Annotated in this window: 22 protein-coding genes and 1 pseudogene; 8 read left to right on the forward strand and 15 right to left on the reverse strand. The window is 72.3% G+C overall.

Annotated elements, in window-relative coordinates:
* Positions 1–187: 187 nt before the first annotated feature.
* Positions 188–1,066, reverse strand: coding sequence for an SDR family oxidoreductase (locus tag ACLBYG_RS29235; protein WP_447683794.1), 879 nt, complete (start codon positions 1,064–1,066; stop codon positions 188–190).
* A gap of 268 nt (positions 1,067–1,334) precedes the next feature.
* Positions 1,335–2,144, reverse strand: coding sequence for an exodeoxyribonuclease III (xth, locus tag ACLBYG_RS29240; RefSeq protein WP_447683795.1), 810 nt, complete (start codon positions 2,142–2,144; stop codon positions 1,335–1,337).
* A gap of 159 nt (positions 2,145–2,303) precedes the next feature.
* On the opposite strand from xth, the gene ACLBYG_RS29245 reads away from it, so the two are divergent.
* Positions 2,304–3,038, forward strand: a complete 735-nt coding sequence (locus ACLBYG_RS29245) for a lysophospholipid acyltransferase family protein (RefSeq protein WP_447683796.1) — start codon at positions 2,304–2,306, stop codon at positions 3,036–3,038.
* A gap of 13 nt (positions 3,039–3,051) precedes the next feature.
* Here the strand turns inward: ACLBYG_RS29245 and ACLBYG_RS29250 are convergent, their stop codons facing one another.
* Together ACLBYG_RS29250 and ACLBYG_RS29255 are read right to left on the reverse strand one after the other, a co-directional pair.
* Positions 3,052–3,960 carry a LolA family protein gene (locus ACLBYG_RS29250; RefSeq protein WP_447683797.1) on the reverse strand — a complete coding sequence of 303 codons (909 nt, stop codon included), beginning with the start codon at positions 3,958–3,960 and terminating at the stop codon, positions 3,052–3,054.
* A gap of 139 nt (positions 3,961–4,099) precedes the next feature.
* A complete protein-coding gene (locus tag ACLBYG_RS29255) occupies positions 4,100–7,531 on the reverse strand; it encodes a DNA translocase FtsK (protein WP_447683798.1) in 3,432 nt (1,143 codons plus the stop codon).
* Positions 7,532–7,911: 380 nt separating this feature from the next.
* Here ACLBYG_RS29255 and ACLBYG_RS29260 point away from each other — a divergent pair, with 380 nt between their 5' ends.
* The 3 genes from ACLBYG_RS29260 to ACLBYG_RS29270 all read left to right on the forward strand — a co-directional run bounded on the left by ACLBYG_RS29260 (position 7,912) and on the right by ACLBYG_RS29270 (position 11,004).
* The gene (locus tag ACLBYG_RS29260) at positions 7,912–9,975 is read left to right on the forward strand and encodes an NAD(+) synthase (protein ID WP_447683799.1); all 2,064 of its coding nucleotides are present in this window, start codon (positions 7,912–7,914) and stop codon (positions 9,973–9,975) included.
* A gap of 115 nt (positions 9,976–10,090) precedes the next feature.
* Positions 10,091–10,321, forward strand: coding sequence for a hypothetical protein (locus tag ACLBYG_RS29265; RefSeq protein ID WP_447683800.1), 231 nt, complete (start codon positions 10,091–10,093; stop codon positions 10,319–10,321).
* Between the two features lie 272 nt (positions 10,322–10,593).
* Positions 10,594–11,004: a PilZ domain-containing protein gene (locus tag ACLBYG_RS29270; RefSeq protein ID WP_020092739.1), complete on the forward strand. Its 411-nt coding sequence runs from the start codon at positions 10,594–10,596 to the stop codon at positions 11,002–11,004.
* Positions 11,005–11,020: 16 nt separating this feature from the next.
* On the opposite strand, the gene ACLBYG_RS29275 is transcribed toward ACLBYG_RS29270, so the two are convergent.
* Positions 11,021–11,458 carry an HIT family protein gene (locus tag ACLBYG_RS29275; RefSeq protein ID WP_091679740.1) on the reverse strand — a complete coding sequence of 146 codons (438 nt, stop codon included), beginning with the start codon at positions 11,456–11,458 and terminating at the stop codon, positions 11,021–11,023.
* Between the two features lie 161 nt (positions 11,459–11,619).
* Here ACLBYG_RS29275 and ACLBYG_RS29280 point away from each other — a divergent pair, with 161 nt between their 5' ends.
* Positions 11,620–12,579 (forward strand): cation diffusion facilitator family transporter, encoded by a 960-nt coding sequence (locus ACLBYG_RS29280; RefSeq protein WP_091679741.1) that lies wholly within the window; start codon positions 11,620–11,622, stop codon positions 12,577–12,579.
* Between the two features lie 34 nt (positions 12,580–12,613).
* Here the strand turns inward: ACLBYG_RS29280 and ACLBYG_RS29285 are convergent, their stop codons facing one another.
* The gene (locus ACLBYG_RS29285) at positions 12,614–13,573 is read right to left on the reverse strand and encodes a LysR substrate-binding domain-containing protein (RefSeq protein WP_447683801.1); all 960 of its coding nucleotides are present in this window, start codon (positions 13,571–13,573) and stop codon (positions 12,614–12,616) included.
* Positions 13,574–13,680: 107 nt separating this feature from the next.
* Between ACLBYG_RS29285 and ACLBYG_RS29290 the strand changes: the two genes are divergently transcribed.
* Entirely contained in the window at positions 13,681–14,367 is a 687-nt protein-coding gene (locus ACLBYG_RS29290) for an SDR family oxidoreductase (protein WP_447683802.1), read from the forward strand.
* A gap of 53 nt (positions 14,368–14,420) precedes the next feature.
* Positions 14,421–14,819, forward strand: coding sequence for a nuclear transport factor 2 family protein (locus tag ACLBYG_RS29295; protein ID WP_447683803.1), 399 nt, complete (start codon positions 14,421–14,423; stop codon positions 14,817–14,819).
* A 27-nt stretch (positions 14,820–14,846) separates the two neighbouring features.
* Here the strand turns inward: ACLBYG_RS29295 and ACLBYG_RS29300 are convergent, their stop codons facing one another.
* From ACLBYG_RS29300 to ACLBYG_RS29330, 7 genes are all read right to left on the reverse strand, one after another.
* Entirely contained in the window at positions 14,847–15,701 is an 855-nt protein-coding gene (locus tag ACLBYG_RS29300; RefSeq protein ID WP_447683804.1) for an SDR family oxidoreductase, read from the reverse strand.
* 10 nt (positions 15,702–15,711) lie between these two features.
* Positions 15,712–15,891: a DUF1328 domain-containing protein gene (locus ACLBYG_RS29305; protein WP_010685332.1), complete on the reverse strand. Its 180-nt coding sequence runs from the start codon at positions 15,889–15,891 to the stop codon at positions 15,712–15,714.
* 136 nt (positions 15,892–16,027) lie between these two features.
* On the reverse strand, positions 16,028–17,407 hold the full coding sequence (locus ACLBYG_RS29310; RefSeq protein WP_447683805.1) for a chloride channel protein: 1,380 nt from the start codon (positions 17,405–17,407) through the stop codon (positions 16,028–16,030).
* Between the two features lie 118 nt (positions 17,408–17,525).
* Positions 17,526–17,831, reverse strand: coding sequence for a GCG_CRPN prefix-to-repeats domain-containing protein (locus tag ACLBYG_RS29315; RefSeq protein WP_447683806.1), 306 nt, complete (start codon positions 17,829–17,831; stop codon positions 17,526–17,528).
* A 268-nt stretch (positions 17,832–18,099) separates the two neighbouring features.
* Positions 18,100–19,488, reverse strand: coding sequence for a deoxyribodipyrimidine photo-lyase (locus tag ACLBYG_RS29320; protein WP_447683807.1), 1,389 nt, complete (start codon positions 19,486–19,488; stop codon positions 18,100–18,102).
* A gap of 595 nt (positions 19,489–20,083) precedes the next feature.
* The gene (locus tag ACLBYG_RS29325; RefSeq protein ID WP_447683808.1) at positions 20,084–21,496 is read right to left on the reverse strand and encodes a phosphatase PAP2 family protein; all 1,413 of its coding nucleotides are present in this window, start codon (positions 21,494–21,496) and stop codon (positions 20,084–20,086) included.
* Positions 21,497–21,632: 136 nt separating this feature from the next.
* On the reverse strand, positions 21,633–22,766 hold the full coding sequence (locus ACLBYG_RS29330; RefSeq protein ID WP_244435295.1) for a TRAP transporter substrate-binding protein: 1,134 nt from the start codon (positions 22,764–22,766) through the stop codon (positions 21,633–21,635).
* Between the two features lie 147 nt (positions 22,767–22,913).
* On the opposite strand from ACLBYG_RS29330, the gene ACLBYG_RS29335 reads away from it, so the two are divergent.
* The gene (locus ACLBYG_RS29335; protein ID WP_020092750.1) at positions 22,914–23,483 is read left to right on the forward strand and encodes a tyrosine phosphatase family protein; all 570 of its coding nucleotides are present in this window, start codon (positions 22,914–22,916) and stop codon (positions 23,481–23,483) included.
* Between the two features lie 24 nt (positions 23,484–23,507).
* Here ACLBYG_RS29335 and ACLBYG_RS29340 read toward each other — a convergent pair whose 3' ends face one another.
* Positions 23,508–24,644, reverse strand: a complete 1,137-nt coding sequence (locus tag ACLBYG_RS29340; RefSeq protein ID WP_447683809.1) for a branched-chain amino acid ABC transporter substrate-binding protein — start codon at positions 24,642–24,644, stop codon at positions 23,508–23,510.
* 151 nt (positions 24,645–24,795) lie between these two features.
* Positions 24,796–25,003: pseudogene (locus ACLBYG_RS29345) on the reverse strand (polysaccharide biosynthesis/export family protein); the annotation flags it as partial.

The raw sequence follows: 25,003 nt of genomic DNA on the forward strand, positions 1-25,003 counted from the left end.
CCGCAACGTCTGATGGATCGCGCGCGCGCCGTCGAGGGTCTGCCCGAACATCCGCCCGGCGATGACCCGCGTCAGCGAAGCGACCCGGGAGCGCCACGCCCGGCGGATGTCCCGCGGGTCCGGGTCACGTCGCTGCGCTCGGGACGACGGCGTGGTGCCGCCGCAAAGAACGGCGACGGGTGCGGGATCAGAGCATCGGCATGCCGCCGGTGACCGGCACCAGTGCCCCGGACATGTAGCTGCCCTCGCGGGAGGCGAGCAGCACGTAGGCCGGCGCGAGTTCCGCGGGCTGGCCGGCGCGGCCGAGCGGCGTCTGCGCACCGAGTTGCTCCATCTGCTCCGGGCTCTTCACGATCGGCTGGATCGGCGTCCAGACCGGCCCGGGGGCGACGCAGTTCACCCGGATCCCCTTCGGCGCCAGAAGGTTCGACAGGCCGATGGTCAGGCTCGCGATCGCGCCCTTGGTGGCGGCGTAGATCAGCATGTTCGGCCCGGCGACCTTGGCCTGCACGCTGGTGCTGTTCACGATCGCGCCGCCCGGCTTCATGTGCGGCACCGCCGCCTGGGCGAGGTAGTACATGGCGAAGACGTTGGCGCGGAACGAGCCCTCGATGTCGGACGCCGCCAGATCGTCGAGGCCCTCGTTCACCACCTGGGCGGCGGCGTTGTTCACGAGGATGTCGAGGCGCCCGAAGGCCGCGACGGTGCGCGCCACGAGATCCCGGCACCGGGCCTCGTCGCGGATGTCGCCGGGGAGGAGCAGGCAGCGGCGGCCGGCCTTTTCGACCCAGGCCTTCGTGTCCTCGGCATCCTCCTGCTCGGCTTCGAGATAGGAGATCGCCACGTCGGCGCCCTCGCGGGCGTAGGCGATGGCCACCGCCCGGCCGATGCCGGAATCGCCGCCGGTGATCAGCGCCGCCTGACCCGTGAGCAGGCCTTTGCCGACGTAGCTCTCCTCGCCGTGGTCGGGGCGCGGCGTCATCTTCGTGGTGAGGCCCGGGCGGGTCTGCTGCTGGTCGCCGGGGAAGGGCGGCCGGGGGCCGGCCTCGCGCGGGTCCTGGGTCATCGGGTGCGGCTCCTCGGCTTGGGACCCGCAGGATCTAGGGCCGTCGCCGCGGCCACCGCCTGCGCCCGGGGGTCACAGGCGGTGGCCGCGACCGGGCCGTCTCAGAAGGCCCGGTTGCGGTTAGCGTGCGGGCCGCCGTAGCGGCGACGCAGGTAGGACACGACCTTGGGAAGGAGGAAAGCGATCAGGATCTTGCGCATCGGGGCTCGCTCACGTCACGGGTTCGTGAGCGGGCAATGCTCGGACCGCGCCGCAGTTCCGCGCCCGGTCACAGCTCCAGCGTGAGGGTCACCGGGGCGTGGTCGGAGGGGCGCTCCCAGGCGCGGGCCTCGCGCAGCACCTCGACCTTGCGGACGGTCCCGGCGAGGTCGGGCGACACCCAGGCATGGTCGAGGCGCCGCCCCTTGTTGGCGGCCGACCAGTCGGGGGAGCGGTAGCTCCACCACGTGTAGATCTTCTCCGGCTCCGGGGTGAGGTGGCGCGCCGCGTCGATCCAGCCCGCCTCCCCGCGCAGCACCTCCAGCGCCTCGGTCTCCACCGGCGTGTGGCTGACCACGTCGAGGAGCTGCTTGTGCGACCAGACGTCGTGCTCCAGGGGCGCGACGTTGAGGTCGCCCACGAGGATCGCCGGCCCGGAGACGCGCCTGCCGCCCCAGGCGCGCAGTTCGGACAGGAAGTCGAGCTTGTGGGCGAATTTCGGGTTGAGGTCGCGGTCCGGCACGTCGCCGCCGGCGGGGACGTAGAAATCGTGCAGCACGATGCCCGAGGCCGCACCGGCCTCCGGCCCCAGTACCGCCGAGATGTGGCGGGCATCCTGGCGCTCGCAGAAGCCCATCACGGCGCGGGTGTGCAGGGGGAAGCGCGAGAGGATCGCGACGCCGTTGTAGCCCTTCTGGCCCGCGAACATCACGTGCTCGTAGCCCGAGCCGCGCAGGGCCTTCAGCGGGAAGGCATCGTCCGGGCACTTGGTCTCCTGCAGGCAGAGCACGTCCGGCCTGTGCTCGGCGAGGAAGCGCAGCACGAGGTCGATGCGCAGGCGCACCGAGTTGATGTTCCAGGTGGTGACGGTGAGTTGCACGGGCGGCGCGGGGGTTCTGACGGCGTTGCGCTCCGATAGCCGATTTCGCGGCCCGCGACAGTCCGCTCACCGCCCGGCGGGCGAAAGGCCGTGCGCGACCGACCGACAGGCGCTATGCCCGGCGCCTGCCCTGTCCCGGGCCCCTCGTCGAGGCCCGCCATGGCGCACGCCCGCTCGCTCCTGTTCGCCGTCTACTGGGCCGCCTGGACGACCCTGTTCCTCGCGCCGCTGGCGATCTTCCTCCTGTCCGGATCGCCGCAGCGGCCGATCCGCAGGGCGACGCGGCTCTGGGCGCGCGGGATCCTGGGCGGGCTCAGGCGCATCGTGGGGCTGCGCTACGTCGAGGAGGGCCGCCAGCACCTGCCGGACGAGCCCTGCCTGATCGTCGCCAACCACCAGTCGACCTGGGAGACGCTGGCCTTCCTCGTCCTGGTGCCGGACGTGGCGATCGTCGCGAAGCGGGAGCTGCTGGCGATCCCGGTGGTCGGCTGGTTCCTCCGGCGCTCGCCGATGATCGTCATCGACCGAGCCAAGGGCACCCAGGCCCTGCGCACCATGATCGACGGCGGTCGGGAGGCGGTCGCGGCGGGGCGGTCGGTCCTGATCTTCCCCGAGGGCACCCGCGGCGCGATCGGCGAGCCGCTCCGCTTCAAGCGCGGCGTCGAGTTGCTCTACGGCCGTCTCGGCCTGCCGGTGGTGCCGGTGGCGCTCAATTCCGGCCTGTTCTGGCCCGGGGGCGCGGCGACACGGTCCGGCACGGTGGTGGTGAGCTACCTCGCGGCCCTGGCCCCCGGCCTGCCGACCGCGGAGTTCCTGCACGGGACGGAGGGCGCGATCGATCGGGAGTTGAACCGGTGGCGGCCCGGCGACGCGGCCGGGCTCGGCGCCCCCTGAAGGGGCGACCCCGTCACTTCTGCGATTGCTGGATCTGCTGCTGCATCGCCTTGTCCTCGGACCGCCCGTAATTGATGAAGAACAGGCTGCCGTCGACGCTCTTGCCCTTCTGCAGGTTCGAGAGCGTCACCGTGGTGACGTAGCCCTGCGGGTCGGTGATCCGCCACTGCGACAGGGTCTTCATCTCGGCGTCGAAGAACAGCTGGATCTTCGAGGTGCCGCCGAGGGTGGCGCGGTCCTCCAGGCTGATGCGGACGCTGCCCGGATCGCTCGCCACGTCGGTGACGGTGAGGTCGCGGGCGAGGTCGATCTTCTCGCGCAGGAGGAATTTCAGCGGCGTCTGGGCGATGAAGTAGAGGTCCTGGGTGTTCAGCTTGCGGTCGCGCACCGCCACCGAGGTCCCGTCGGCGACCACCTCCAGCGGCGAGGGCTGGTCGTAGTCGAAGCGCAGGCGGCCGGGCTTGACGAGCGTCAGCTTGCCGCCGATCCGGCGGCCGTCGGCGCCGATCTGCACGAAATTTCCCGTCAGGGTGTTGATGCCGTTGAAGTAGGCGTTGGCCTGCGCCAGCAGGGCGGCGGGATCGGCCGAGTCGGCGGTGACGATCGCCGTCGGCGCGCCCACCGCCGCGACCTTCGGCTCGGGCGCCTTGTGGTCCGCCTTGTCACCGGCCTTGTCGCCGCCCTTGCCGGACTTGGCCGTGCCGGGCCTCGTCTCCTTGCTCGCCTCCTTGGCCTTGGGCGCGGCCTTCTTGGCCGGCGCAGGGGCCGCCGGGGCGGCCTCCGGCTGCGGGGCGGGCTCCTCCTTGTGGCCGAACAGGCTGTCGATGAAGGCGCCGACCTGCGCGTGGGCCGGGTTGGCGGTCGCGAGCCACAGCCCGGCGGCGATCACGGAGCCGGCTGTGCGGGTGCGGCGGCCGATCATCGGCAGAGTCTCCTGAGGAGCCGCGGGGCGGGCTCCGGCGGTGAACAGGGGGCGGGACACGGGGCTTAGAGACCCACCCTGTGGCGAAGATACGACGCCCGGGCCGCCCCCGTGAGGGCGCGGCCCGGCGTGAAGCCGCTCACTCGTCGTCGTACATCCCGGCCGAGCTGTGCGCCGCCCCGGCGACCAGGATCTCGCGCTTGCCGGCGTGGTTGGCCGGGCCGACGATGCCCTCGATCTCCATCCGCTCCATGATGGAGGCGGCGCGGTTGTAGCCGATCTGCAGCCGGCGCTGGATGTAGCTCGTCGACGCCTTCTGGTCGCGCAGCACCACCTCGATCGCCTGCTTGTAGAGGTCGTCGGAGTCGCCGCCGCTCGCCGCCGCGAAGGCGCCGATGTCGAAGACGGGGGCCTCCTCCTCGGGCTCGTCGGACCGCTCGGCCTTGTCGGCCGCGGCCGCCTTGCCCCGGCCGGACCGGCCGCCCTCCTTGGCGGGCTCCTCGGGCGAATCGTCGGCGGTGACGGCGTCGAGGTAGCTGGGGCGGCCCTGGCGCTTGAGGTGGGCGACCACGCTCTCGACCTCGCTGTCCGAGCAGAACGGCCCGTGCACCCGCGTCGTGCGCCCGCCCCCGGCCATGAACAGCATGTCGCCCTGCCCCAGAAGCTGCTCGGCGCCCATCTCGCCCAGGATCGTGCGGCTGTCGATCTTGCTCGTCACCTGGAAGCTGATCCGGGTCGGGAAGTTCGCCTTGATCGTCCCGGTGATCACGTCCACCGACGGACGCTGCGTCGCCATGATCAGGTGGATGCCGGCCGCGCGCGCCATCTGCGCCAGGCGCTGGATCGCTCCCTCGATGTCCTTGCCGGCCACCATCATCAGGTCGGCCATCTCGTCGACCACGATCACGATGTACGGCAGAGGCGTCAGATCCATCGCCTCCTCTTCGAACACCGCCTCGCCGGTGTGACGATCGAAGCCGGTCTGGACCGTGCGCGTGATGGTCTCGCCCTTCTCGCGGGCCTCCTTCATGCGGGCGTTGTAGCCGTCGATGTTCCGGACGGCGATCTTGGCCATCTTCTTGTAGCGCTCCTCCATCTCGCGCACGGCCCACTTGAGGGCGATGACCGCCTTCTTGGGGTCGATGACGACCGGGGAGAGCAGGTGCGGGATGCCGTCGTAGACCGACAGCTCCAGCATCTTCGGGTCGACCATGATCAAGCGGCACTCCTCCGGCTTCAGCCGGTAGAGCAGCGACAGGATCATGGTGTTGATCGCCACCGACTTGCCCGAGCCGGTCGTGCCGGCGACCAGGAGGTGCGGCATGCGCGCGAGGTCGGCGATGATCGGCTCGCCGCCGATGTTCTTGCCCAGGCACAGCGCCAGCTTGTGCTTGCTCTCGGCGAAGTCGGCCGACGAGAGCAGCTCGCGCAGGAACACGGTCTCGCGGGTCTCGTTCGGCAGCTCGATGCCGATGACGTTCCGGCCGGGCACGACCGCGACGCGGGCCGAGACCGCCGACATCGACCGGGCGATGTCGTCCGACAGGCCGATCACGCGGCTGGACTTGGTGCCCGGCGCGGGCTCGAGTTCGTAGAGGGTGACGACCGGGCCCGGCCGCACCGCCAGGATGTCGCCGCGCACGCCGAAATCCTGGACCGTTTGCTGCAGGTTGAGGGCGTTCTGCTCCAGCACGTCGGCGTCGACCTCCTCGCTGCCGCCCGGCGCCGGCAGGGCGAGCAGTTCGAGGGACGGCAGCTCGTAATCGGCGTTCTCGATCGGCGCGATCTCGAGGTGGCGGCCGGCCGGGATCAGGTGTGCCCGCGGCGCCACCAGGGGGACCGACGCCGGCGCGGGGGCCGGCAGGGCCGAGTTCTCAATCGCCTCGACGGCAGCGGCGACCGGCTCGGCCTCGGCCTCGATCTCCGCCTCGATCTCCGCCTCGACCGGCTCCGGCTGCGGCGCCAGCTTGCCGCGGAGCAGGACCGGGCGCGGCGTCATCGGGATCACAACGCGCTCCGCCTCGGCGCGCGCGGCGACCGGTGCGGCAACGACCGGGGCGGGACCGGCTTCGGGCACGGCCGGGGGCGCCGGCGGGACGGCGGTCGGCTGGCCGGCCGCGCGGATCGCCGCCCGGGCCGCCATGGCGCTGAGAGCCGGCGCGCGGCGGGGCGCCTCGGACGCGGGGGCGGCCGGAGGCTCGGCCGCGGCGCTGCCGGGGCCGAAGACCAGCGACAGGCCGGACGCGGCCGGCGGCGCGACGGGCGGAAGGAAGGCGCTCCGGATCGAGGCGGCCTCGTCCATCCGCTGGCCGGTCTCCGTCCCGTTATCCTGCCCGTCGGCGGGACGCGGCGGCTGGTCGAACCGGACGAGCCGGTCGAGCACGTAGACCGGCCGCGGCGGCAGCGACCGCAGGTGCGAGATGTCGAGGGGCATGGAGACGAAGCGCTCGTCGGACGCCGCCGGCGCCGAGACGGCGGCCGGGGTCGGCGCGACCTCGGCGGGCTGCGCCTCCAGGGCCGACCAAGCATCGACGGACGACCAGTCGCCGCCGTCGAACCAGGGCTGGACCTCGGACCAGTCCGGCAGGTCCGACCAGTCGCGGGCCGGGGCCTCGGCGACCGTCTCGACCGGCGCGGCGGCGACCAACGCGGCCGCGACCGGGGCGATCGCCGCCGTGGAGGCGGCCAGCTCGACCGCGGGCCGGACCGGGCGGCGGTCCGGCGTGCGGAAGAAGCGGACGCCCGGCGGCGCGACGAAGGGCTGGCGCCACAGGGGCACCGGCTCCGCGTCCGGCGCGGCGGCTTCGGGCAGGGCCGGCACGGCTGCGGCGCGCTCGGCCGCCTCGGCCGCGATCCGCGCGCGCTCGACCCGCTCCTGCTCGGCCTCTTCGCGGGCGGCCCGCTCGGTCTCCAGGGCCAGGGCAGCGGCCTGCGCCTCGGCACGGGCGCGCTCCAGGGCGACGCGCTCGGCCTCGAGGGCGCGCTGGCGGCGCTCCTGCAGAACCGAATCGGGGGTGCGGGTGTAGCGGACCGCCGAGGGCGCGGCCGGCGCCGGCGCGGCGGCCGGCGTCGCGACGTGGTCGGTCACTTGGTGGGCCACATGGCCGGCCGCATGGCCCGCGAGCGGAGCCGCGGCCGGCGCGTAGTCGGGGGCGATGGCGGCGGGGCGGCGCGGCTGGCGCACCAGCACGCCCGGCGCGGAGGCGCTGCGGTCGATCCGGCTCTCGAAGATCGGGGCGTCCAGGGCGTCGAGGCTCGCCCGGTCGTCGAAGACCTGGGCCGGCCAGTGTGGCTCGGGCGCCGCGGCGCGCGGGGCGCGCTCGGAGCCCTCGCGGCCGACCATCGCGCCCGGCGGGGTCAGCCAGCTCGGCTCGGCCCGGCGCCCGGGCGCGCCGTAGGACGGGCGGGCGGGCAGGCCCGCGGGAGAGCCGGAGAGGCGGCGGGTGAGGCTCGCGCGGAGCGCCATCAGCCGGTGCGCCAGGGCTCCCAGGGAGAGGCCCGAGCGGTCGCCGCCGCGGACAGGGCGGGCGGGGTCACGGTGGGAGTACGGAGGCCGTCCCGATGCGCGCATGGGTTCTCAGACGATACTCGAAACAGGGATCCGCCGACGCGCGGCGGCTGTTCCTGAGTTAGGCCATTCGTCGTTAATGGAGGCTTGCCGTCGGCCGCGGTGCGGAAACCATGCGGGACGTTCGGCCCGGCGCTCCGGCAGGGCCCCGCATCGCCGCGGCCGGGCCGTCACGGCCACCAGCGACCGATTCGAACGCGGAATCTCGAGGTAACGACGCCCTATGGATTGGAAATCGCGATCTGGGCCCCGTCCCGGTCCGCCACAGCGCAGTCTCTCGCGATGACGTCGGGAACCGGCCAGGGCGCGAACAGGCTCCGCGCCGCCCCCCGCCCGCGTCCGCTATAGTAACCCGCAGCCACCCCTCACCCGGACAGGTGCCCGTGTCTCCAGCCACCTCTGAATCGCCGGCGCGCTTCCGCTCCCTCTACCGCCACGGCTTCGCCCGGGTCGCGGCCTGCACCGGCCGGAGCCATCCGGCCGAGCCCGAGCGCAACGCCGACGTCGTCCTCGACCTCGCCCGGACCTGCCACGATTCGGGCGCGGTGCTGGCGGTCTTCACCGAGCTCGGCCTCTCGGCCTACGCGATCGAGGACCTGCTGCTCCAGCAGACCCTGCTCGACGCGGTCGAGGGCGCGGCCGCCCGCGTGATCGCCGACTCGGCCCGTCTCCGGCCGCTGCTGATCGTCGGCGCGCCCCTGCGCTGGCGGCACCGCGTCTACAACTGCGCGCTCGCGATCCAGGGCGGCCGCCTGCTCGGCGTCGTCCCGAAGACCTTCCTGCCGAACTACCGGGAATTCTACGAGAAGCGCCACTTCGCCTCCGGCGCCGGGATCGTCGGCGAGACCGTCCGGGTCGCCGGTCAGGACGCGCCGTTCGGCACCGACCTGCTGTTCCCCGCCGAGGACCTGCCGGGCCTCGTGGTCGGGGTAGAGATCTGCGAGGACCTGTGGGTGCCCGAGCCCCCCGGCATGCGCGCGGCGCTCGCCGGCGCCACCGTGCTGGCGAACCTCTCGGGCAGCCCGATCACGGTGGGCCGCGCCGAGTCGCGGGCGCTCCTGTCCCGGGCGGCCTCGATGCGGGGCGCCTGCGCGTACGTCTACGCGGCGGCCGGCCAGGGCGAATCGACCACCGACCTGTCCTGGGACGGCCAGACCAGCGTCGACGAGCTCGGCGTGCGCCTCGCCGAGGGCGAGCGGTTCCCCGAGAAGCCGGTGACGACGCTGGCCGACATCGACCTCGACCTGATCGCCCAGGAGCGCCTGCAGGCGGGCAGCTTCGACGACGACGCGCGCGGCCGCGCCCTGCCCTATCGCCGGGTGCCGTTCCGGCTCAACCCGCCCGAGGCCGATCTCGGCCTGATCCGGCGGATCGAGCGGTTCCCGTTCGTGCCGGCCGAGCCGTCGCGCCTCGCGCAGGATTGCTACGAGGCCTACAACATCCAGGTCGCCGGCCTCGCCAAGCGCCTGGAGGCCACCGGCACCCGCAAGGCCGTCATCGGCGTCTCGGGCGGCCTCGATTCGACCCACGCGCTGATCGTGGTCGCCAAGGCCTTCGACCGCCTGGGCTACCCGCGCTCGGACATCCTGGCCTACACGCTGCCGGGCTTCGCCACCTCGAACGCCACCAAGACCAACGCCCACGCGCTCATGAAGGCGCTGGGCTGCACGGCCGCCGAGATCGACATCCGCCCGGCCGCCAAGCAGATGCTCGCCGACATGGACCACCCCTTCGCCAAGGGCGAGGCGGTCTACGACGTGACCTTCGAGAACGTGCAGGCGGGCCTGCGCACCGACTACCTGTTCCGGCTCGCCAACCACGCCGGCGGCATCGTGGTCGGCACCGGCGACCTCTCGGAGCTGGCGCTCGGCTGGTGCACCTACGGCGTCGGCGACCAGATGAGCCACTACGCGGTCAATGCCGGCGTGCCCAAGACGCTGATCCAGCACCTGATCCGCTGGGTGATCGGCAACGGCGAGGTCGGCCCGGACGAGGCGCGCACCCTCCAGGCGGTCCTCGACACCGAGATCTCCCCCGAGTTGGTGCCGGTGGACCAGGACGACAGCCCGCAGAGCACGGAGGGCACGATCGGCCCCTACGCGCTGCAGGATTTCAACCTGTTCTACACGCTCCGCTACGGGTTCCGGCCCTCGAAGATCGCCTTCCTGGCGCTGCACGCCTGGGGCGACCGGGAGCGCGGCAGCTGGGCGCCGGACTTTCCGGAGACCAAGCGGGTCGCCTACGACCTCCCGGAGATCCGCCGCTGGCTCGGGGTGTTCCTGACCCGCTACTTCGGCTTCAGCCAGTTCAAGCGCTCGGCGCTCCCGAACGGGCCGAAGGTCTCGGCGGGCGGCTCCCTGTCGCCCCGGGGCGACTGGCGCGCGCCCTCCGACGGGTCGGCGCGGATCTGGATCGACGAGTTGAACCGAAACGTCCCTGAAACTTGACCGTCACAAACTCGACCGATTGTGCCATTATGAGCACGGTCAAGCCGATTCTTCGCAATGCGAAATCTTGTATTGGGAAAATTGGCTTCGAGGGCGGCCAGGCGGAGGACTTCGGATGCGAAGCTACAACCTGTTCCAGCTCAAGGGCGAGGAGGGCCTCTGCTGCGCGGTGCCGGAGGCCAGCACGGTCCCGCCCTTCATCGGCGCGGGTCGCTGGACCTTCGGCGGCAAGCTGGGCGACGGCGGCCGGCAGCCCCTCGACTTCGACGGGCGGGCCGCCGACACCGCGGTGCGCTTCAACGGCTTCTACCTGTTCCAGACCGTGGACCGGCGCTTCATCACCTGAGCGGGCCCCGTCCGTCACGGCGAGCAGGCCGGCGTCGGGACGATCGGCGCGGTCCTGCCGGGTCGCCGATCCGGCTACGGAACGACGATCCGAAGTCGTCGCGCGTAAATCGGACCGGCCCGGGGCGCGGACTCGCTCTTCCGGAACCTTGTCGGCAGCACGTTACCGGTATCGAACCCTATAGCGGGCCTCGACTCGGCGATCGCGACCAAGATTCCTTAAGGGCTCGCGTGCAGGTTTCGCGGAACCGTCAGCTGTCCGGAGCCGCCCGCATGTCGGAGCATCGCAGAGAGGCGCGCCAGAGGGTCTTCCTCAAGGGCCGCATCGTCTTCAACAACGGGTCGTCGAGCCTCGACTGCCTGGTGCGCGACATGTCGCCCACCGGCGCGCGCCTCGTGATGAGCGAGGCCACCACGCTTCCGGACGCGTTCGATCTCTACATCCCGCAGAAGGACCGGACCTACCGGGCCACCCTGCGCTGGCGCCGGGAGGACGGCATCGGCGTGACCTTCGAGGCGCCGGCCCGGGCCGGCACCGCACCCGCTTCGCCCGATCCGGCCGCGACGGACGCCTCCGTGACCCTGCTGCTGAAGCGCATCAGCGAGCTCGAGACCGAGAACGCCGCCCTGCGCCGGCTGCTCGCCAGCATGGCCCAGTCGGGCGACTCGGCGAGCGCGGCCTGATCGTAAGGCCTGACCGTCAGGCCTGAGCCTCGAGCGCCGCGCGGATGCGGGCGGCGTGCTCGGCGAGGACCCCGTTATCGGCCATCCCGCCCTCGTGGCGCTTCAGCGGCACGCCCTCGCGCCGCGGGATGACGTGGACGTGCAGGTGGAAGACGGTCTGGCCGCCGGCCGGCTCGTTGAACTGGAACACGGTCAGACCCTCGGCCCGGAACGCCGCCTTCACGGCGCGGGCGACCTTCTGGACGCTCGCCATCAGGGCGCCGAGCGAGTCCGGGTCGGCGTCGAGCAGGCCCCGGGCCGGCGCCTTCGGGATCACCAGCGTGTGGCCCTCGCCCTGGGGCATCACGTCCATGAAGGCCAGGGTGTGGGCGTCCTCGTAGACGCGGTGGCAGGGGATCTCGCCCCGCAGGATCTTGGCGAAGATGTTGTCGGGATCGTAGCGGGCGTCGGCCATGCTGCCTCCGGGACTCCTTGAGCGGCCGCAGGTTGCACGGGGCACCGGCCCGCGTCCACACGGGAACAACCTGCGCGCCGCAACGCTTGCATCGCCGCGGCGGCGGCGCCGTGCCGGGGTCCGAGAGCCCGGCGTCCCCCAGACCGCGCAGGGAGTTCCGGATGGCGCACGAGAGCACGGGAGCGATCTACGCGGCGGCGGGCGCCAACCTCGCCATCGCGGCGGCGAAGTTCGTGGGCGGGGCGCTGACCGGCTCGACCGCCATGCTCGCCGAGGGCGTGCACTCGGTGGTCGACACGGCGAACCAAGTGCTGCTCCTCGTCGGCATGAAGCGGGCCGAGCGCCCGGCCGACGCCCGTCACCCGTTCGGCTACGGCCGCGAGATCTACTTCTACGCCTTCGTGGTCGCGCTGATGATCTTCCTCGGCGGCGGACTGTTCGCCGTCTACGAGGGGATCGAGCGGGTCCGCCATCCCGAGCCGGACGTGGATGCCGAGCTGTTCGGCTACCGCTTGCCCGGCCTCTGGGTGAACGTCGCGATCCTGGGCTTCGCCATCGCGGCGGAGGGCACGTCGTTCTTCGTGGCGATCCGCCAGTTCTGGGCCGAGAAAGGCAAGCACTCCGCCGTGCGGGCGATCCGGCGCAGCAAGGATCCGACCCTGTTCACCGTGCTCGCGGAGGACACCGCGGCCCTGATCGGCCTCCTGATCGCGCTCGCCGGCGTGGCCCTGTCTCACCTCCTGGAGATGCCGAGCCTCGACGGCTGGGCGTCGGTCGGCATCGGCCTCGTGCTGATCGGCATGGCGGCGTTCCTGATGGTCGAGACCCACGGTCTGCTGATCGGCGAGGCGGCCGATCCCGAGGTCGTGGCGGCGATCGCGGAGCTGGTCCGCGGCGAGCCGGGCGTGGTCCACGTCAACGAGGTGCTGACCCAGCACCTCGGCCCGTCCGACATCTTGGTCAATCTCAGCATCGACATGACCGACGATCTCAGCGCCGGCGAGGTCGAGAGCCTCGTCACGCGCCTCGACCGGGCGCTGAAGGCCCGCAGCCCCGATGTGACCCGGGTCTTCATCGAGATCCAGCAGCAGGGCGACCACAAGGTCCGGGCGGCGGCCTGAGGGGTGCCGCCTCGCCGGCGCGCACGGACCTCTGTCAGGCGGCCGCACCGGGCGTCGGGGCCGGCGCGAGCACGCCGTCCCAGGGGACAGGCGACGGGAAGACCTCGTCGAGGAAAGCGAGGAACGCCCGCACGTTCGGGCTGCCGCGCCGGCTCTCCGGCCAGAGCGCCGTGAAGACCGAGCGCTCGACCGCGAAGTCCTGCAGGATCGGGATGAGCGCGCCCCGCCCGACATGCGGTGCGGCGATGTAGGTCGGCGAGATGCCGATACCGCCACCGGCCACCAGCACCGCCGTCACCGCGTCGCTGAAATCCGCGACGATGCCGGTATCCGGCGTGATCTCGACCCTGCGGCCGCCCACGTGGAACGGCCAGCGCAGGGCCTGCCCCGTGCTCTGGAAGCGGAAGTTCACGCAGTCGTGGTGGACCAGATCGTCCGGATGCCGCGGCGTGCCGCGCCGCGCCAGATAGGCCGGGGCCGCGAAGGCGCAGACCCGGTGCGGCGCGAGGCGGCGCGAGACCAGCCGGGAATCCGCGAGGTCGCCGACCCGGATCGCGACGTCGATGCCCTCCTCGATCAGGTCCACGAAGCGGTCGCTCAGGCGCAGGTCGATCGACAGCTTCGGATGGCGCGCGCGGAAGCGCGGCAGGGCCGGCGCGAGCAGGTGGACGCCGACCGGGATCGACGCCGCCACCTTCAGGGTGCCGGCGGGCTCGGAGCGTGCCGCGACCGCGGCCTGCTCGATCGCCTCGGCCTCGCGGAGGAGCCGCAGCGCGCGCTCCTGCAGGTCGCGCCCCTCCGGCGTCAGGGTCAGCGAGCGGGTGGTCCGGGTGAAGAGGCTCACGCCGAGCCGCGCCTCCAGCCGCTGCACGCTCTTGCTCACCGCCGAGGGCGAGATGCCGAGGGAGCGGGCGGCCGCCGAGTAGCTGCCGAGGGAGGCGGAGCGGGCGAAGGCGACGATGCCCGTGAGCCGGTCGAGGCCGATCTGTTCCATGACGGCACGACTGAAGCGAAGAGCGGACCGATTATCAAGGAGGGGTCGCTGGCCCAATCTCCCGTCCATCGGCGCCGCGCTGGCGACGACCGGCCAGGTTTCCCGCCATGAGCAGCACCCTTCAGGATCGCACCGTCGTGGTCTTCGGTGGCACCTCGGGCATAGGCCTCGCGGCCGCCCGCCAGGCCAGGGCGGCGGGCGCGGAGCGCGCCGCGGCGGAGAACGGCTTCGCCGGCTGGCGCGCCACCGACGTGACGCGGCCCGAGACGATCGCGATCGCTCTGGCCGACATCCCCCGCGTCGACCACCTCGCGCTGCTGGCCGGGACCTTCGTGGCCGGCAGGGTCCTCGAGGCCGAGGTCGAGCACCTCGCGCGGGCCTTCGACGAGCGAATCTGGGCTGCCATTCATGCCCTGCGCGCCCTCGGCGGCCGGCTCGCGGGGGACGGCTCGGTCACCCTCATCTCCGGCGCCCTGGCGGACCGCCCGAGCGCGCAGGGGACCGCCGTGCTGGCGGCGGCGTCGGCCGCGATGGAGGCCTTCGCCCGCGGCCTCGCGCTCGAACTGGCACCGGTGCGGGTGAACGCGCTCTCGCCCGGCACCACCGACACCCCGCTCCTGACCCGAACACTCGGCGCCCACCGCGACGCCTACGTGGCCGGGCTGACCGAGAGGCTGCCGCAGAGACGCCTCGGCACCGCCGAGGAGGCCGGTGCCGCCGTCGTCTTCCTGATGAGCAACGGCTTCATGAACGGCGAGACCCTGCACATCGACGGCGGCGGCCGCCTGATCTGAGCCGCCGGCCGCCGCGCGGCACGCCCGACAACCCCCTTCGAAGGAGACGCGCGATGTCCGATGGCACGGAGGCCGCGCCGGCGGCAGAGCCCGACTACGATCGGCTGCTGCGCGCCAATCTCGCGCGGATCTTCAACGCGCGGGACGCCGGCGCGCGGGCGGCCGCCCTGGCCGAGCTCTACGTGGCCGAGCCGACCCTGTTCGAGCCGGACAACGTCGTGCGCGGGCGGGCCGCGATCGCCGCGGTCGCCGGGGCGCTCCTGGACCGGTTCGGGCCGACCTTCCGCTTCGTGCCCGTCGGCAGGGGCGCCGGACACCACGGCGTGGGATCGCTGCGCTGGGAAGCCGGTCCGGAGGGCGGCCCGGTCGCGGTCACCGGGACGGACGTTGCCGAGATCGTGGACGGCAGGATCGCGCGACTCTGGGTGCTGCTCGACCCGCCGCCCCCCTGAGACCGCCGCCACCGAACGCTCCGATCTTCAGTCGCTCCGGCCCACCTGCCGGAGGCTCAGCGCCCAGAGCCGCTCCTGGACGGCCTCGTCGCGGCTCTCGGCCGAGGAGACCTTCGGCCGACCGTGGGAGAAGTACCGGCCGGTGACCCCGTCCAGCCCCGGGTCGCTGGCCACGTGGAGGGAGGTCCGCGCGCCCTTCTCGGGCGTGATCAGCAACGGCCGCATCAGCGCCCAGGCCGCGCCGAGCAGGCCGCCGGTGTTCTTGGCGAAGCCGGTATTCACCACCCCCGGATGGACGGCGTTCACCGCGATGCCGCTGTCGCGCAGCCGTCGGGCCAGCGCGTAGGTGAACAGCACGTTGGCGAGCTTGGCCTGGGCATACGCGCCCATCGCCCGGTAGCGCCGGGCGCCCTCGATATCGTCGAAGTCGATGTGCCCCCGGTAATGGGCCGCCGAGGCGACGTTGACGATCCGCGGCTTCCCGCCCGCCGCCGCCGCGTCCTTCAGCGTGTCGAGGAGTTCGAGGGTCAGGAGCACGTAGCCCAGATGGTCGAGCGCCCAGGTCCGCTCGATCCCGTCGACGGTCAGCGTGCGCCGGTCGAAGATCGCGCCGGCATTGTTCACCAGCACGTCGAGGCGCGGATAGGCCGCCCGCAGGGTCCCGGCGAGCCGGCGGATCTCGGCCTGCGCGGACAGATCCGCGCGGTGCGGCTCCACGGCGGCGCCGGGCACCGCGGCGCGGATCCTGTCGGCGCAGGCCTGCAGCTTCCCGCTGTCCCGGCCGACCATGGCGACCCGCGCGCCGAGGCGCGCGAGACCGAGGGCCGTCTCGTAGCCGATGCCGCCGGTCGCCCCGGTGACGAGGCAGACCGCGCCGCGCACCGCGCCGGCCTCAGAACACCGCCTGGCCGACCGCGAAGGCGATGACCACGATCACGATGGCGATGAGCAGGAACAGGCCGAACAGGATGCGGGCCAGCGAGCCGGCGCCGGAGGCGATGCCGGTGAAGCCGAGACCGCCGGCGATCAGCGAGATCACGAAGCAGATGAGGGCCCATTTCAGAAGGGTCATGGCGTCACTCCGGCTGCGCCCCGGCGCGGGGCCTGATGCTGCTGCCTCAACCGACGCCAAGCGAGACCGTTCCGCGGATTCCGGACCGGTCCGCTTTTATTCTTACCCGCGTCCGGCCGCTCGGTCGGGGACGCGGTCAGCCGGTCTTCGCCACGGGCTGCGCCGGCACGTCGGCCCGTTCCAGCATGATCTCCGCCAGGGTGTGGTAGAGGCCGCCGCGGCAGATCGCCTTCGAGGCCGCGTCGGCCAGGAACGCCGCGACCATCAGCGGGATCACCATCGCGTGGTTCTGGGTCATCTCGGTGACGATGACGAAGCTGGTGATCGGCGCCTGCAGCACGCCCGTCAGGTAGGCCACCATCCCGATCAGCACGACGGCGCCGACGGGCATGCCCGGCAGGAATCCGTGGACCGTGCCGCCGAGGCCGGCCCCGACCGCCAGGGACGGCGCGAACAGGCCGCCCGGGATACCGCTGATCGAGCTGAGCACGGTGGCGGCGAATTTCAGGGGCGCGTAGGTCCAGCCGGCCGTCGCGTCGCCGTGGAGGATGGCCTTGGCCTCCTCGTAGCCGGTCCCGTAGGCGGTGCCCCCGGAGGCGAGGCCGCACAGGGCGACGCACAGCCCGCAGGCCGCCGCGAAGATCACGGGCCGCTTCCGGATCAACCGTCCGGCCGCGCCCGGCAGGCCGCGGGCGAACAGGATGACGAGGCGACTGAACAGGCCGCCCGCGAGGCCGCCGACCACGGCGATCAGCGGCACGATCCAGCTGGCCGCCAGCGGCAGGGCGGCGTCGGTCGTCCCGAAATAGGTATAGTTGCCGAGGAGCCCGAGCGAGGTCAGGCCCGCGGCCACGATCCCGGCCACGATCAGGCCGGAGGAGCGCGCCTCGTAGGCGCGTCCCAGCTCCTCGATGCCGAACACGATGCCGGCGAGGGGCGTGTTGAAGGCCGCCGCGACGCCGGCCGCGCCACCCGCGAGGAGCAGCCCGGGCAGGCGCTCCGGGGTCAGGCGGCCGAAGGCGGCCATGATCGCGGCGCCGACCTGCACGGTCGGCCCCTCGCGGCCTGCGGAGGCGCCGCAGAACAGGCCCAGGAACAGGACCAGCACCTTGCCGAAGGCCACGCGCGGCGAGATCAGGGAGTAGCGGAAGCCGGTATCCCGGGCGTGGCGGGCGGCGATCACCTGCGGGATGCCCGAGCCCTGCGAGTTCGGGAAGACCGTGAGGGCGAGCAGCGCCGCGAGGGCGAAGCCCGCGGGCGTCAGCACCAGGGCGATGAGCGGCGACGGCGCGGTGAGCCGCCGGAACCCGTCCTGCGCGAGGTCGGCGCCCTTGGCCATCAGCACGGCGGCGAGGCCCACGCCGATGCCGCCCACGAGGAAGAGCAGCCGCCCGCGCCAGAGCGGGTAAGCCTCCATCGAGGCCGACCGCAGGCGCATGATCGAGCGGCGGTAGCGCGACCGTTGCGGGGGCGGAGCATCCGTCGTGTCCCGCACCTCGTCCCGCTTCTCGACCATGAAAGAGCACCTCGTCCGCGCAGTGAGAGCGGACGCTATAGCGCAATGGTCAAGGAAAGGCCCCTCCGCGGGCTAGACGGCGGCCGGCACCGGCGTGCCGGCCCCGCCGCTCAGCCGATCACCACCTGTGGTGCCAAGCCGCCCGATGCCAGCCGCCGTGATGGTGCCAGCCCCAGGGGCGATGCCAGCCCGCGTGGCGCCAGCCCCACCGATGGTGCCAGCCCCAGGGACGGCCCCAGCCGTAGGCCACCGGTCGGGCGTAGTAGACCGGGCGGTACGCGTAGGGGCGCCAGTTCGGCTTGCACCAGCCTGACCAGCCCCGGTGGAAGCCCGGGCCGCAGCCCTGGGCAGCCTCCGCCGTACCGGCCGTGGCGGCCAAGGTTCCGAGCGCGAGGATTGCTGCGCCTGCCAGCTTCATCCGCATCGTCGTCCTCCGTTCAGTTTCGAGCAGCGCGATGATCCGACCCCGGTCCGACCGAGTTGTCGCCGGATCATGTCCGGCCGTCCGCGACGGGCCGGAAGTGGGCTCGAAACATCCGAGGCCGTGGAAGCGTTTCTTCACGAACCTGTGCGCGCGAGACGACTGAGCCGCTGCGGAGACAAGCGTCGCAATACGCTGCCGTCCGGTCCGGTCATCGTGCGACGATTGCGAGGATACCGAAGCGCCCCAGCGGCCGCGCGGCCGTCCCGTCTCAGCCCTCGGCGGCGCAGAGCTTCTCCACCGCCCGCACATAGGCCTTGGCGTCGAACTTCTTGAGCGAGTTCTCGCTCTGATAGCGGACCGTGCCGAAGATCTCGCGCTTCTGCCAGGGCCGGTCGTGCAGGCCGTACACCCAGGCGACGTTGGTGAAGGAGTTCGGATCGCGCCCGTCGAGGAAGTAGCGGTTGTTCAGGCGGAGCGTCCGCGCGAAGCCCTCCTCGGGCGACGGGGACCATTCGAGGATCTTCTTGCCCCAGTACATCCGCAGCTGATTGTGCATGTAGCCGGTCTCGCGCATCTCGCGCATCGCGGCGTTCCAGTAGCGGTCGTGGGTCTCGCCGGCGGCGAGCTGCGCCTCCGAGTAGGCGTGGGGGCGCTCGTCCTTCGCGTGCTCGGCCAGGGTCTTGCGCGCCCAGTCCGGCACGGCCCTGTCGTAGGCGTCGTAGCCCTCCGTGTAGAAGACGTGGTTCATGGCGAGCTCGCGTCGGACGATCAGCTCCTCCAAGTAGGCGCCGCGGTCGTCGGCATCGCCGACCTTGGCCTCCCGCACCGCCAGGGCGATCTCCACCGGCGAGATCTGCCCGAAATGCAGGTAGGGGCTCATGTGCGAGGCGGCGGCCGCCTCCGGCATGTTGCGCCCCGCGCCGTAGCCCGAGAACCCGTCCTTCAGGAACGCCTTCAGGCGCTTGCGGGCCTGCGTCTCGCCGCCCGTGAAGCGCTTCACCGGGCCGACCTCCCGGTCGAGGGTCATCCCGGCGAGCACCGCCTCCGGATCGGAGACGTCGATCGCGCTCTTCAGCGTCAGGCGATCGGCCGCGCGCTTCACCCGGCGGGGTTTCAGCGCCGCGAGGAACGGGTCCCACAGCCGGTTCAGCTTCGGGCGCAGCGTCCGGGCGGCGTACTCGTGCTTCGGCGAGGCCGTCTCGACCGGCACGACGACGTCGCCCTCGACCTGGACGATCCGCGTCTTCACCGACTTGGCGATCTCCCGGTACCAGCCCTTCTGGATCGCGAGGTAACCGCGGTCGAGCACGAGGAGCGCGGCGTCCTCGGCGAGGGCGATGGCGATCTCGGCGGGCGAGCACTTGCGCATGACGAAGCCGACCCCGCGCTTCTCCAGGCCTGCCTTCGCGTCCGCGAGACCCTGGAGCAGGAAGGCGTAGTGCCGGGCATTGGCCTCGGGAAAGCCGCTCGCGCCGTCCAGCAGGCCGAAGCAGGCGACGACCGGCAGATCGAGGCGGTTTCCCTCCTCGATGGCGAGTTCAAGGGCCGGATTGAACGTCGCCCGGTTGGCCTGCTGCAGGAGATACAGGACGTAGGCGCCGTCTTCGCGCGGCTCGACATCGTTGAGGATCCGGATCCGTTCGCCCTGGATCGCCATGCTCACCTGCTCCTTGCTTGGCGCGCCGCGCCGGAACCTTGGCCGGAGAAGGTAGAGCGGGCGGGATTTTCGTCTGTCCGGACCGGGCGGATGAAAAGCCGCAGTCGAGGCGACGGGCCGAACTCCGGCTCCAGCCGCCAAAACCCCGCCTCATCAGGGACTTGCACGGCGATCGATCGGTCCCGCCCGCGACAATGCAGGTTTCGATCGCGCTCGACGGCCTGCGACATTTTCAACACAGGCGGGCAGCGACGCGTGCGCGAGCGCACGAAAGGACAGCCCTGCTGTCCTGATGCTCTTGAATTTTCCGTCGAGGAGCGCAGATTGTGCAGCGCGGGAAGGCGATGGCGTCGCCCTTCCGCAGCCCTTCTTGGGCGTTTCCTCCCTAGACTTCGGGCCGCTCCTTCGGGAGTGGCCTTTTTTCTGTCCGGAGCAGGCGCGGGCCCCGGGCCGGCCCTTCCACGGTCGCGGTGAGGGGCAGCGCGCTTCCCGCGCAAGCTGGGCGCCCGGGGCGCGACGGACCCCTCTCCGGCGGCCCTGCCTCTCTGTGAGATCCGCGCCGCCGGCGATCCGCAAGGTCCTCGGCCACGGCGTGTCAGCGCGTCACGCTGGACCCCGCCCGGCTCGCCGCCAGCGCGGCGGCCTTGCCGCCCGCCGTGTAGAGGTCGAGGCGCGCGTAGACGCCGAATTCCGAGCCGTCGTCGAGGAAACCGCCGCCCGGCCCCTGCGTCTCGGTGAGGATCGCGTTGGCCTCGTCGAGCGTCAGCGCCGGGAAGGCCGCGGTCAGCAGGTGGCCGGCCTCCGGCGCGACCTTGCCCACGTCCTCCCGCCGGCCGGCGGTGTCCGGATGCACCACGGGCAGGCCGTAGGTCTGGGTCGCCGCGTAGAAGGCGGCGTTGGCGGCCGCGTCCTTGAACCGGCCGGTATCCTTCGCCGCGCAGGCCGACACCGCGTCGCCGCAGCCGGCCTTCAGCGCCTCGGTCATCGCCGCGCGGGCCTCCGTCAGGAGCGCCCGGTAATCCGTCACGCCGACCGTCCTGTCGGCCTCGGCGGACGCCTTGTCGAGGACGGCCGGGTTCTTCCGGATCTGGCCGACATAGGCCGGATCGTTGGCGAGCAGGTGCGCGAGGGCGTGCAGCGAGGTCGCCCGGCCGCCCAGCACGTCCATGGCGTAGTGCGCCCCGACGATGATCCGATCGTTGCCGTACTCGGCGGCGCGGGCGACCATCTGCTGGTAGCGCTCGGGTACGAGCAGCGCGAGCACCATGGACTCGGTGTAGCCGTAGGTGGTGTGACCGCTCGGGTAGGACGGGCTGTTCACGAGGTCCTGCGAGGGGCCGCGCAGCCAGTCGAGGCTGTCGGACGCGTCACCGAAATAGTCCTTGCCGCGATACGAGAGGAGGCGTGGCAGGGTCTGGAACGGCCGCGAATTGCCGTAGCGGTCGGCGCCGGGGCTCCCGGCCGGCCGGTCGTAGGCCTTGCCGAACACGTCGGTGACGGCGCCGTTCGACAGGATCGCGGCGGCCTCGTCCGAGACCGGATGCTTGCCGTTGGTCGTGGCATTGGCGAAGAAGTACTTGCCGGAATTCGAATCCGACTTGGTCACGTTGTTGGTGTAGCCGATCAGGTTGGCGACCGCCGGCGCGATGCTGGTGAAGGTCTTGTAGTCGCTGTAGGTCGCCTTGGCGTGGTAGGCCTGGGCCAGCGTGGTGCCGAGGCCGTCGGCGAGGTTGGCGGCGTTGCCGTCGGTGATGAAGCAGTCCCGCAGGGCGAGCTGCTGCTGCTCGGGGAACGGCAGGAGCGTCGGCTGCTGCAGCGCGCCGCTCTGGATGTCGCCGGTGACCCGCAGGTTCGCGTCGAGCGCCGCCTTGCCGTCGGGCGTCGTCTGCAGCCGGGCCACCGGGACCAGCCCGCGCAGGGCCGACAAGTTGGCGGCCGACTGTGCGAGGGCCTGGAGGGGCAGCGCCGCCCCGAGCAGAGCCAATCCGACCCGCAGCGTCCCGAACATGCAGCCCTCCCCTCGCCGATGCCGTGCCGGACGCTAGAGCCGTTCCCGATCGCGTGGCAATCGGGCGCGGCCCCGACGTCCCCATCTTTGAAGCACCCCCGGGGCGCCGCGCCGGCCTTCCGCGGCGGCGCGCGCCTCAGCCCCGCGCCCGGGCGCGGATCATGAAGTTGTCGTAGGTGTACTCTGCCACCTGGAACCAGAGGTACTCCTCGTTGCGGAAGGTCCGCATCGCCTCGTAGACGCGGCGGAAATCGGCGTTCTTGGCGGCGATCTCGGCGTAGACGTCGTTGGCGTTCTTGAGGGCGGCCTCCATGACGTCCTGGGGGAACGGCCGCAGCTGCGCGCCCCCGGCCACCAGCCGGCGCAGGGCCTGCGGGTTGCGGGCGTCGTACTTGGCCTGGACGTCGGCGCCGACCTCGGCCGCCGCGGCCCGGAGGATCCCCTGGTAGGATTTCGGCAGCGCCTTCCACTTCTCGGCGTTGAACCAGAAGTGCAACAGGGCGCCGCCCTCCCAGAAGCCGGGATAATGGTAGATCGGCGCGACCTTCTGCAGGCCGAGCCGCTCGTCGTCATAGGGCCCGATCCACTCGGCGGCGTCGAGCTTCTTGCTCTCCAGGGCCGCGTAGATCTCCGGGCCCGGCACCGCCTGCGGCTGGACGCCGAACTTGGCGAGCACCTGGCCGCCCATGCCACCGATCCGGAACTTCAGGCCCTGCAGGTCCGCGAGGGTCTTGATCTCGCGACGGAACCAGCCGCCCATCTGGGCGCCCGTGTTGCCGCCCGGCAGGCAGACCAGCCCGGCCTTGGCGAAGACCTCGGCGAACAGTTCGGCGGCGCCGCCCGCCTGCCACCACGCGGCGGCGCCCCGGGCGTTGAGGCCGAAGGGCACCGCGGTGGCCAGCGCGAAGGTCGGATCCTTGGCCATGCCGAGGGTCGCAGGACCGTGTCCCATCTCGACAGTGCCGGCGGCCACGGCGTCGAGCAGGCCCTCGGCCGGGACCGGCTCGCCGGGGCCCTGGACCTGGATCTGGAAGCGCCCGTCGGTGGCCTCCGCGACGATCCGGCTGAGCGCCTCGGGGGCGCCGTACAGGATGTCGAGGGTCTTCGGGTAGGCGGAGGACAGGCGCCAGCGCAGCTCCGGGGCGGACTCGGCCCGGGCCGGCGCGGCGAGCGGCCCGGTCAGGGCCGCGGCGGCGCCGAGGCCGGCGGTCAGCACGCTGCGGCGCCGCGTCCCGGCCGCGGGGGATCGCGCGAGGTGAGGTTCGTCCAACGGCATCTCGTCCGAGCAGGTCCGACCCGTCCGGGCCGGATCGGGGGTCGCAGGTAGCACGTGCGTGCCGGTTCTCGAAAGCCGCGGGCGGCCCGGGCAGTTCCGTGGCGCCTCGAAACCGGATCGCGCCCGTGCTAGGCGCCCGGGATGCGAACCGAGCCCGCCGTCACCCTGCACACCGTCTGCGGCCTGGAGGAACTGGCCGGCCACGGCGCGCGCGGCGTGAGCCACGTCCTGTCGCTGCTCGATCCCGGCACGCCGGAGCCCGCGGCCTTCACCGCCTACGGCGCCCACGCCCGCACGACCCTCCGGTTCCACGACTGCCTCGGCCCGGGCGACGGTCTCGTCCCGCCCGAGCCGGAGCACGTCGCGGCGATCCTGGATTTCGGGCGGGCGCTCGACGGGGCCGGCCATCTCCTGGTCCACTGCCATTACGGCCTGTCGCGCTCCACGGCGGCGCTGCTGACCCTGTTCGCGCAGGCCGAGCCGGACGCGTCCGCCGCCGCCCTGGTGGAGCGGCTCCACGCCCTGCGCGAGCCGGCCTGGCCGAACGCGCGCATGATCGGCTACGCCGACGCGATGCTCGGGCGGGACGGGGAACTCAGCGCGGCGGTGCGGCGGCTGCACGCGCTGCAATTGCGGGTCCGCCCGCATCTGGCAGAGCTGCTGCGCGGCCTCGGCCGCGGCGCGGAGGTCGAGGCCGCAGAGACCTTGTGAGGGCGCCTGTGCGGGGCCCGCCCCTCACTTGCTGGCCGGCGTGAAGCTCCCGTCCTTCCACACGTAGAGCACGTAGCCCTGGGCGGTGACGTCGCCCTTAGCGTCGAAGCCGACGGTGCCGAGCACGAGATCGAAGCGCTCGGTGTGCAGGGCCTGCGCGATCGGCCTCGGCTCGGTGGAGTGGGCGAAGTTGCCGGCCGCCACCAGCGCCTGCATGGCCGCGTACCCGTAGATCGTCGAGCCCGTGGGATCGACGCCCTCGGCCTTGAAGGCCTTCACGACGGCCGCGGCGGCGGGCTGCCGGCTCGGGTCGAGGTAGAAGGTCATCAGCACGCCGTTGCTGGCCGATCCGGCGATCTTGGCGAAGTCCGGCGTGGCGATGGCCGAGGTACCGAACCATTGCGGCCGGAAGCCCCGGTCCGCCGCGATCTTCACGAGGCGGCCCATCTCGGCGGCGTCGCCGCCGTAGTAGACGACCTCGATCCCCGCGCCCTTGAGGCGGTCGACCAGGGCGGCGTCGTCGGCGTCGCTCGGCGAGAACGACAGGAACAGCGCCTCGTTCACGCCGATGCGGTTGAGGTTGTCCTTGGTGGCGGCGGCGAGGCTGCGCGCCGCCGGCGTCTGGTCCTGGATCAGCGCGATCTTCCGGTCGCGGAACCGCTCGGCCAGCACGGCGGCGGACAGGCGCGCCTGGTCGTCGTCGCGGCCGCAGACCCGGAAGATGTTCGGTAGCCCCCGGTCGGTGAGCCGGGCCGCCACCGAGGCCGCGGTGATCATCACCACCCCGTTCTGGGCGTAGATGTCGGAGGCCGCGATGGAGGCGTTGGAGCAGACATGGCCGACGACGAGACGGACGTTCGACCGGACGAAGTGATTGGCCACCGCCATGGCGGTGTTCGAGTCGCAGGCATCGTCCTGCACGTCGAGGGTCACGGGCTGGCCGTCGAGGCCGCCCATGGCGTTGGCGTCCCGGGCGGCGGCCTCGACACCGCGCAGAACCTGCTCGCCGACCGCCACGTAGGGACCAGACCGCGGAACCGCGACGCCGACCACCACGTCGGCCACCGCTTGGGTGGCCGGCAGGAGCGCGAGACACAGGCTCAGGGCGATCAGCGCGGGCCGGAGCGGCCCGTGGGCGGGGACGAAACGTCCGATCTTCATCGGGCTCTTCTGGGCATCCTTGCGCGACACGTCGGCGCGACGGCGGATGCGGCTCCGTAGCCTCGATCCCGCCCCGCACCCAGTGCCCATACGCGAGGACGCGGCGAAACGCGATTTTTTTTCCGCGGCGGTCCCGTCGACGACCCGGTCCCTACTTGGCGTAGGAATAGGCCAGGGCGGCCGAGGAGACGGGGCCCGTGACGCCGCTGAAGGCGGTGAGGACCTTCTGGACCTCGGTGAAGGGCGCGTTCGACACGTAGATCAGGTCGCGGTTGCGCATCCGGAACGCCTGGGACACGAACAGGCTGTTGGGGTCGCGCATGTCGATCCGGTAGACCACCGGCACCAGAGGCGTGCCT

It is taken from the genome of Methylobacterium sp. D53M (assembly GCF_053345625.1).

What these genes read in the sequence shown, in the direction of transcription:
- ACLBYG_RS29235 (WP_447683794.1), bottom strand. Translation starts at nt 1,066, where the DNA reads ATGACCCAGGACCCGCGCGAGGCCGGCCCCCGGCCGCCCTTCCCCGGC.
- ACLBYG_RS29245 (WP_447683796.1), top strand. Translation starts at nt 2,304, where the DNA reads ATGGCGCACGCCCGCTCGCTCCTGTTCGCCGTCTACTGGGCCGCCTGG.
- ACLBYG_RS29250 (WP_447683797.1), bottom strand. Translation starts at nt 3,960, where the DNA reads ATGATCGGCCGCCGCACCCGCACAGCCGGCTCCGTGATCGCCGCCGGG.
- ACLBYG_RS29255 (WP_447683798.1), bottom strand. Translation starts at nt 7,531, where the DNA reads ATGCGCGCATCGGGACGGCCTCCGTACTCCCACCGTGACCCCGCCCGC.
- ACLBYG_RS29265 (WP_447683800.1), top strand. Translation starts at nt 10,091, where the DNA reads ATGCGAAGCTACAACCTGTTCCAGCTCAAGGGCGAGGAGGGCCTCTGC.
- ACLBYG_RS29270 (WP_020092739.1), top strand. Translation starts at nt 10,594, where the DNA reads ATGTCGGAGCATCGCAGAGAGGCGCGCCAGAGGGTCTTCCTCAAGGGC.
- ACLBYG_RS29275 (WP_091679740.1), bottom strand. Translation starts at nt 11,458, where the DNA reads ATGGCCGACGCCCGCTACGATCCCGACAACATCTTCGCCAAGATCCTG.
- ACLBYG_RS29280 (WP_091679741.1), top strand. Translation starts at nt 11,620, where the DNA reads ATGGCGCACGAGAGCACGGGAGCGATCTACGCGGCGGCGGGCGCCAAC.
- ACLBYG_RS29285 (WP_447683801.1), bottom strand. Translation starts at nt 13,573, where the DNA reads ATGGAACAGATCGGCCTCGACCGGCTCACGGGCATCGTCGCCTTCGCC.
- ACLBYG_RS29290 (WP_447683802.1), top strand. Translation starts at nt 13,681, where the DNA reads ATGAGCAGCACCCTTCAGGATCGCACCGTCGTGGTCTTCGGTGGCACC.
- ACLBYG_RS29295 (WP_447683803.1), top strand. Translation starts at nt 14,421, where the DNA reads ATGTCCGATGGCACGGAGGCCGCGCCGGCGGCAGAGCCCGACTACGAT.
- ACLBYG_RS29305 (WP_010685332.1), bottom strand. Translation starts at nt 15,891, where the DNA reads ATGACCCTTCTGAAATGGGCCCTCATCTGCTTCGTGATCTCGCTGATC.
- ACLBYG_RS29310 (WP_447683805.1), bottom strand. Translation starts at nt 17,407, where the DNA reads ATGGTCGAGAAGCGGGACGAGGTGCGGGACACGACGGATGCTCCGCCC.
- ACLBYG_RS29315 (WP_447683806.1), bottom strand. Translation starts at nt 17,831, where the DNA reads ATGCGGATGAAGCTGGCAGGCGCAGCAATCCTCGCGCTCGGAACCTTG.
- ACLBYG_RS29320 (WP_447683807.1), bottom strand. Translation starts at nt 19,488, where the DNA reads ATGGCGATCCAGGGCGAACGGATCCGGATCCTCAACGATGTCGAGCCG.
- ACLBYG_RS29325 (WP_447683808.1), bottom strand. Translation starts at nt 21,496, where the DNA reads ATGTTCGGGACGCTGCGGGTCGGATTGGCTCTGCTCGGGGCGGCGCTG.
- ACLBYG_RS29335 (WP_020092750.1), top strand. Translation starts at nt 22,914, where the DNA reads ATGCGAACCGAGCCCGCCGTCACCCTGCACACCGTCTGCGGCCTGGAG.
- ACLBYG_RS29340 (WP_447683809.1), bottom strand. Translation starts at nt 24,644, where the DNA reads ATGAAGATCGGACGTTTCGTCCCCGCCCACGGGCCGCTCCGGCCCGCG.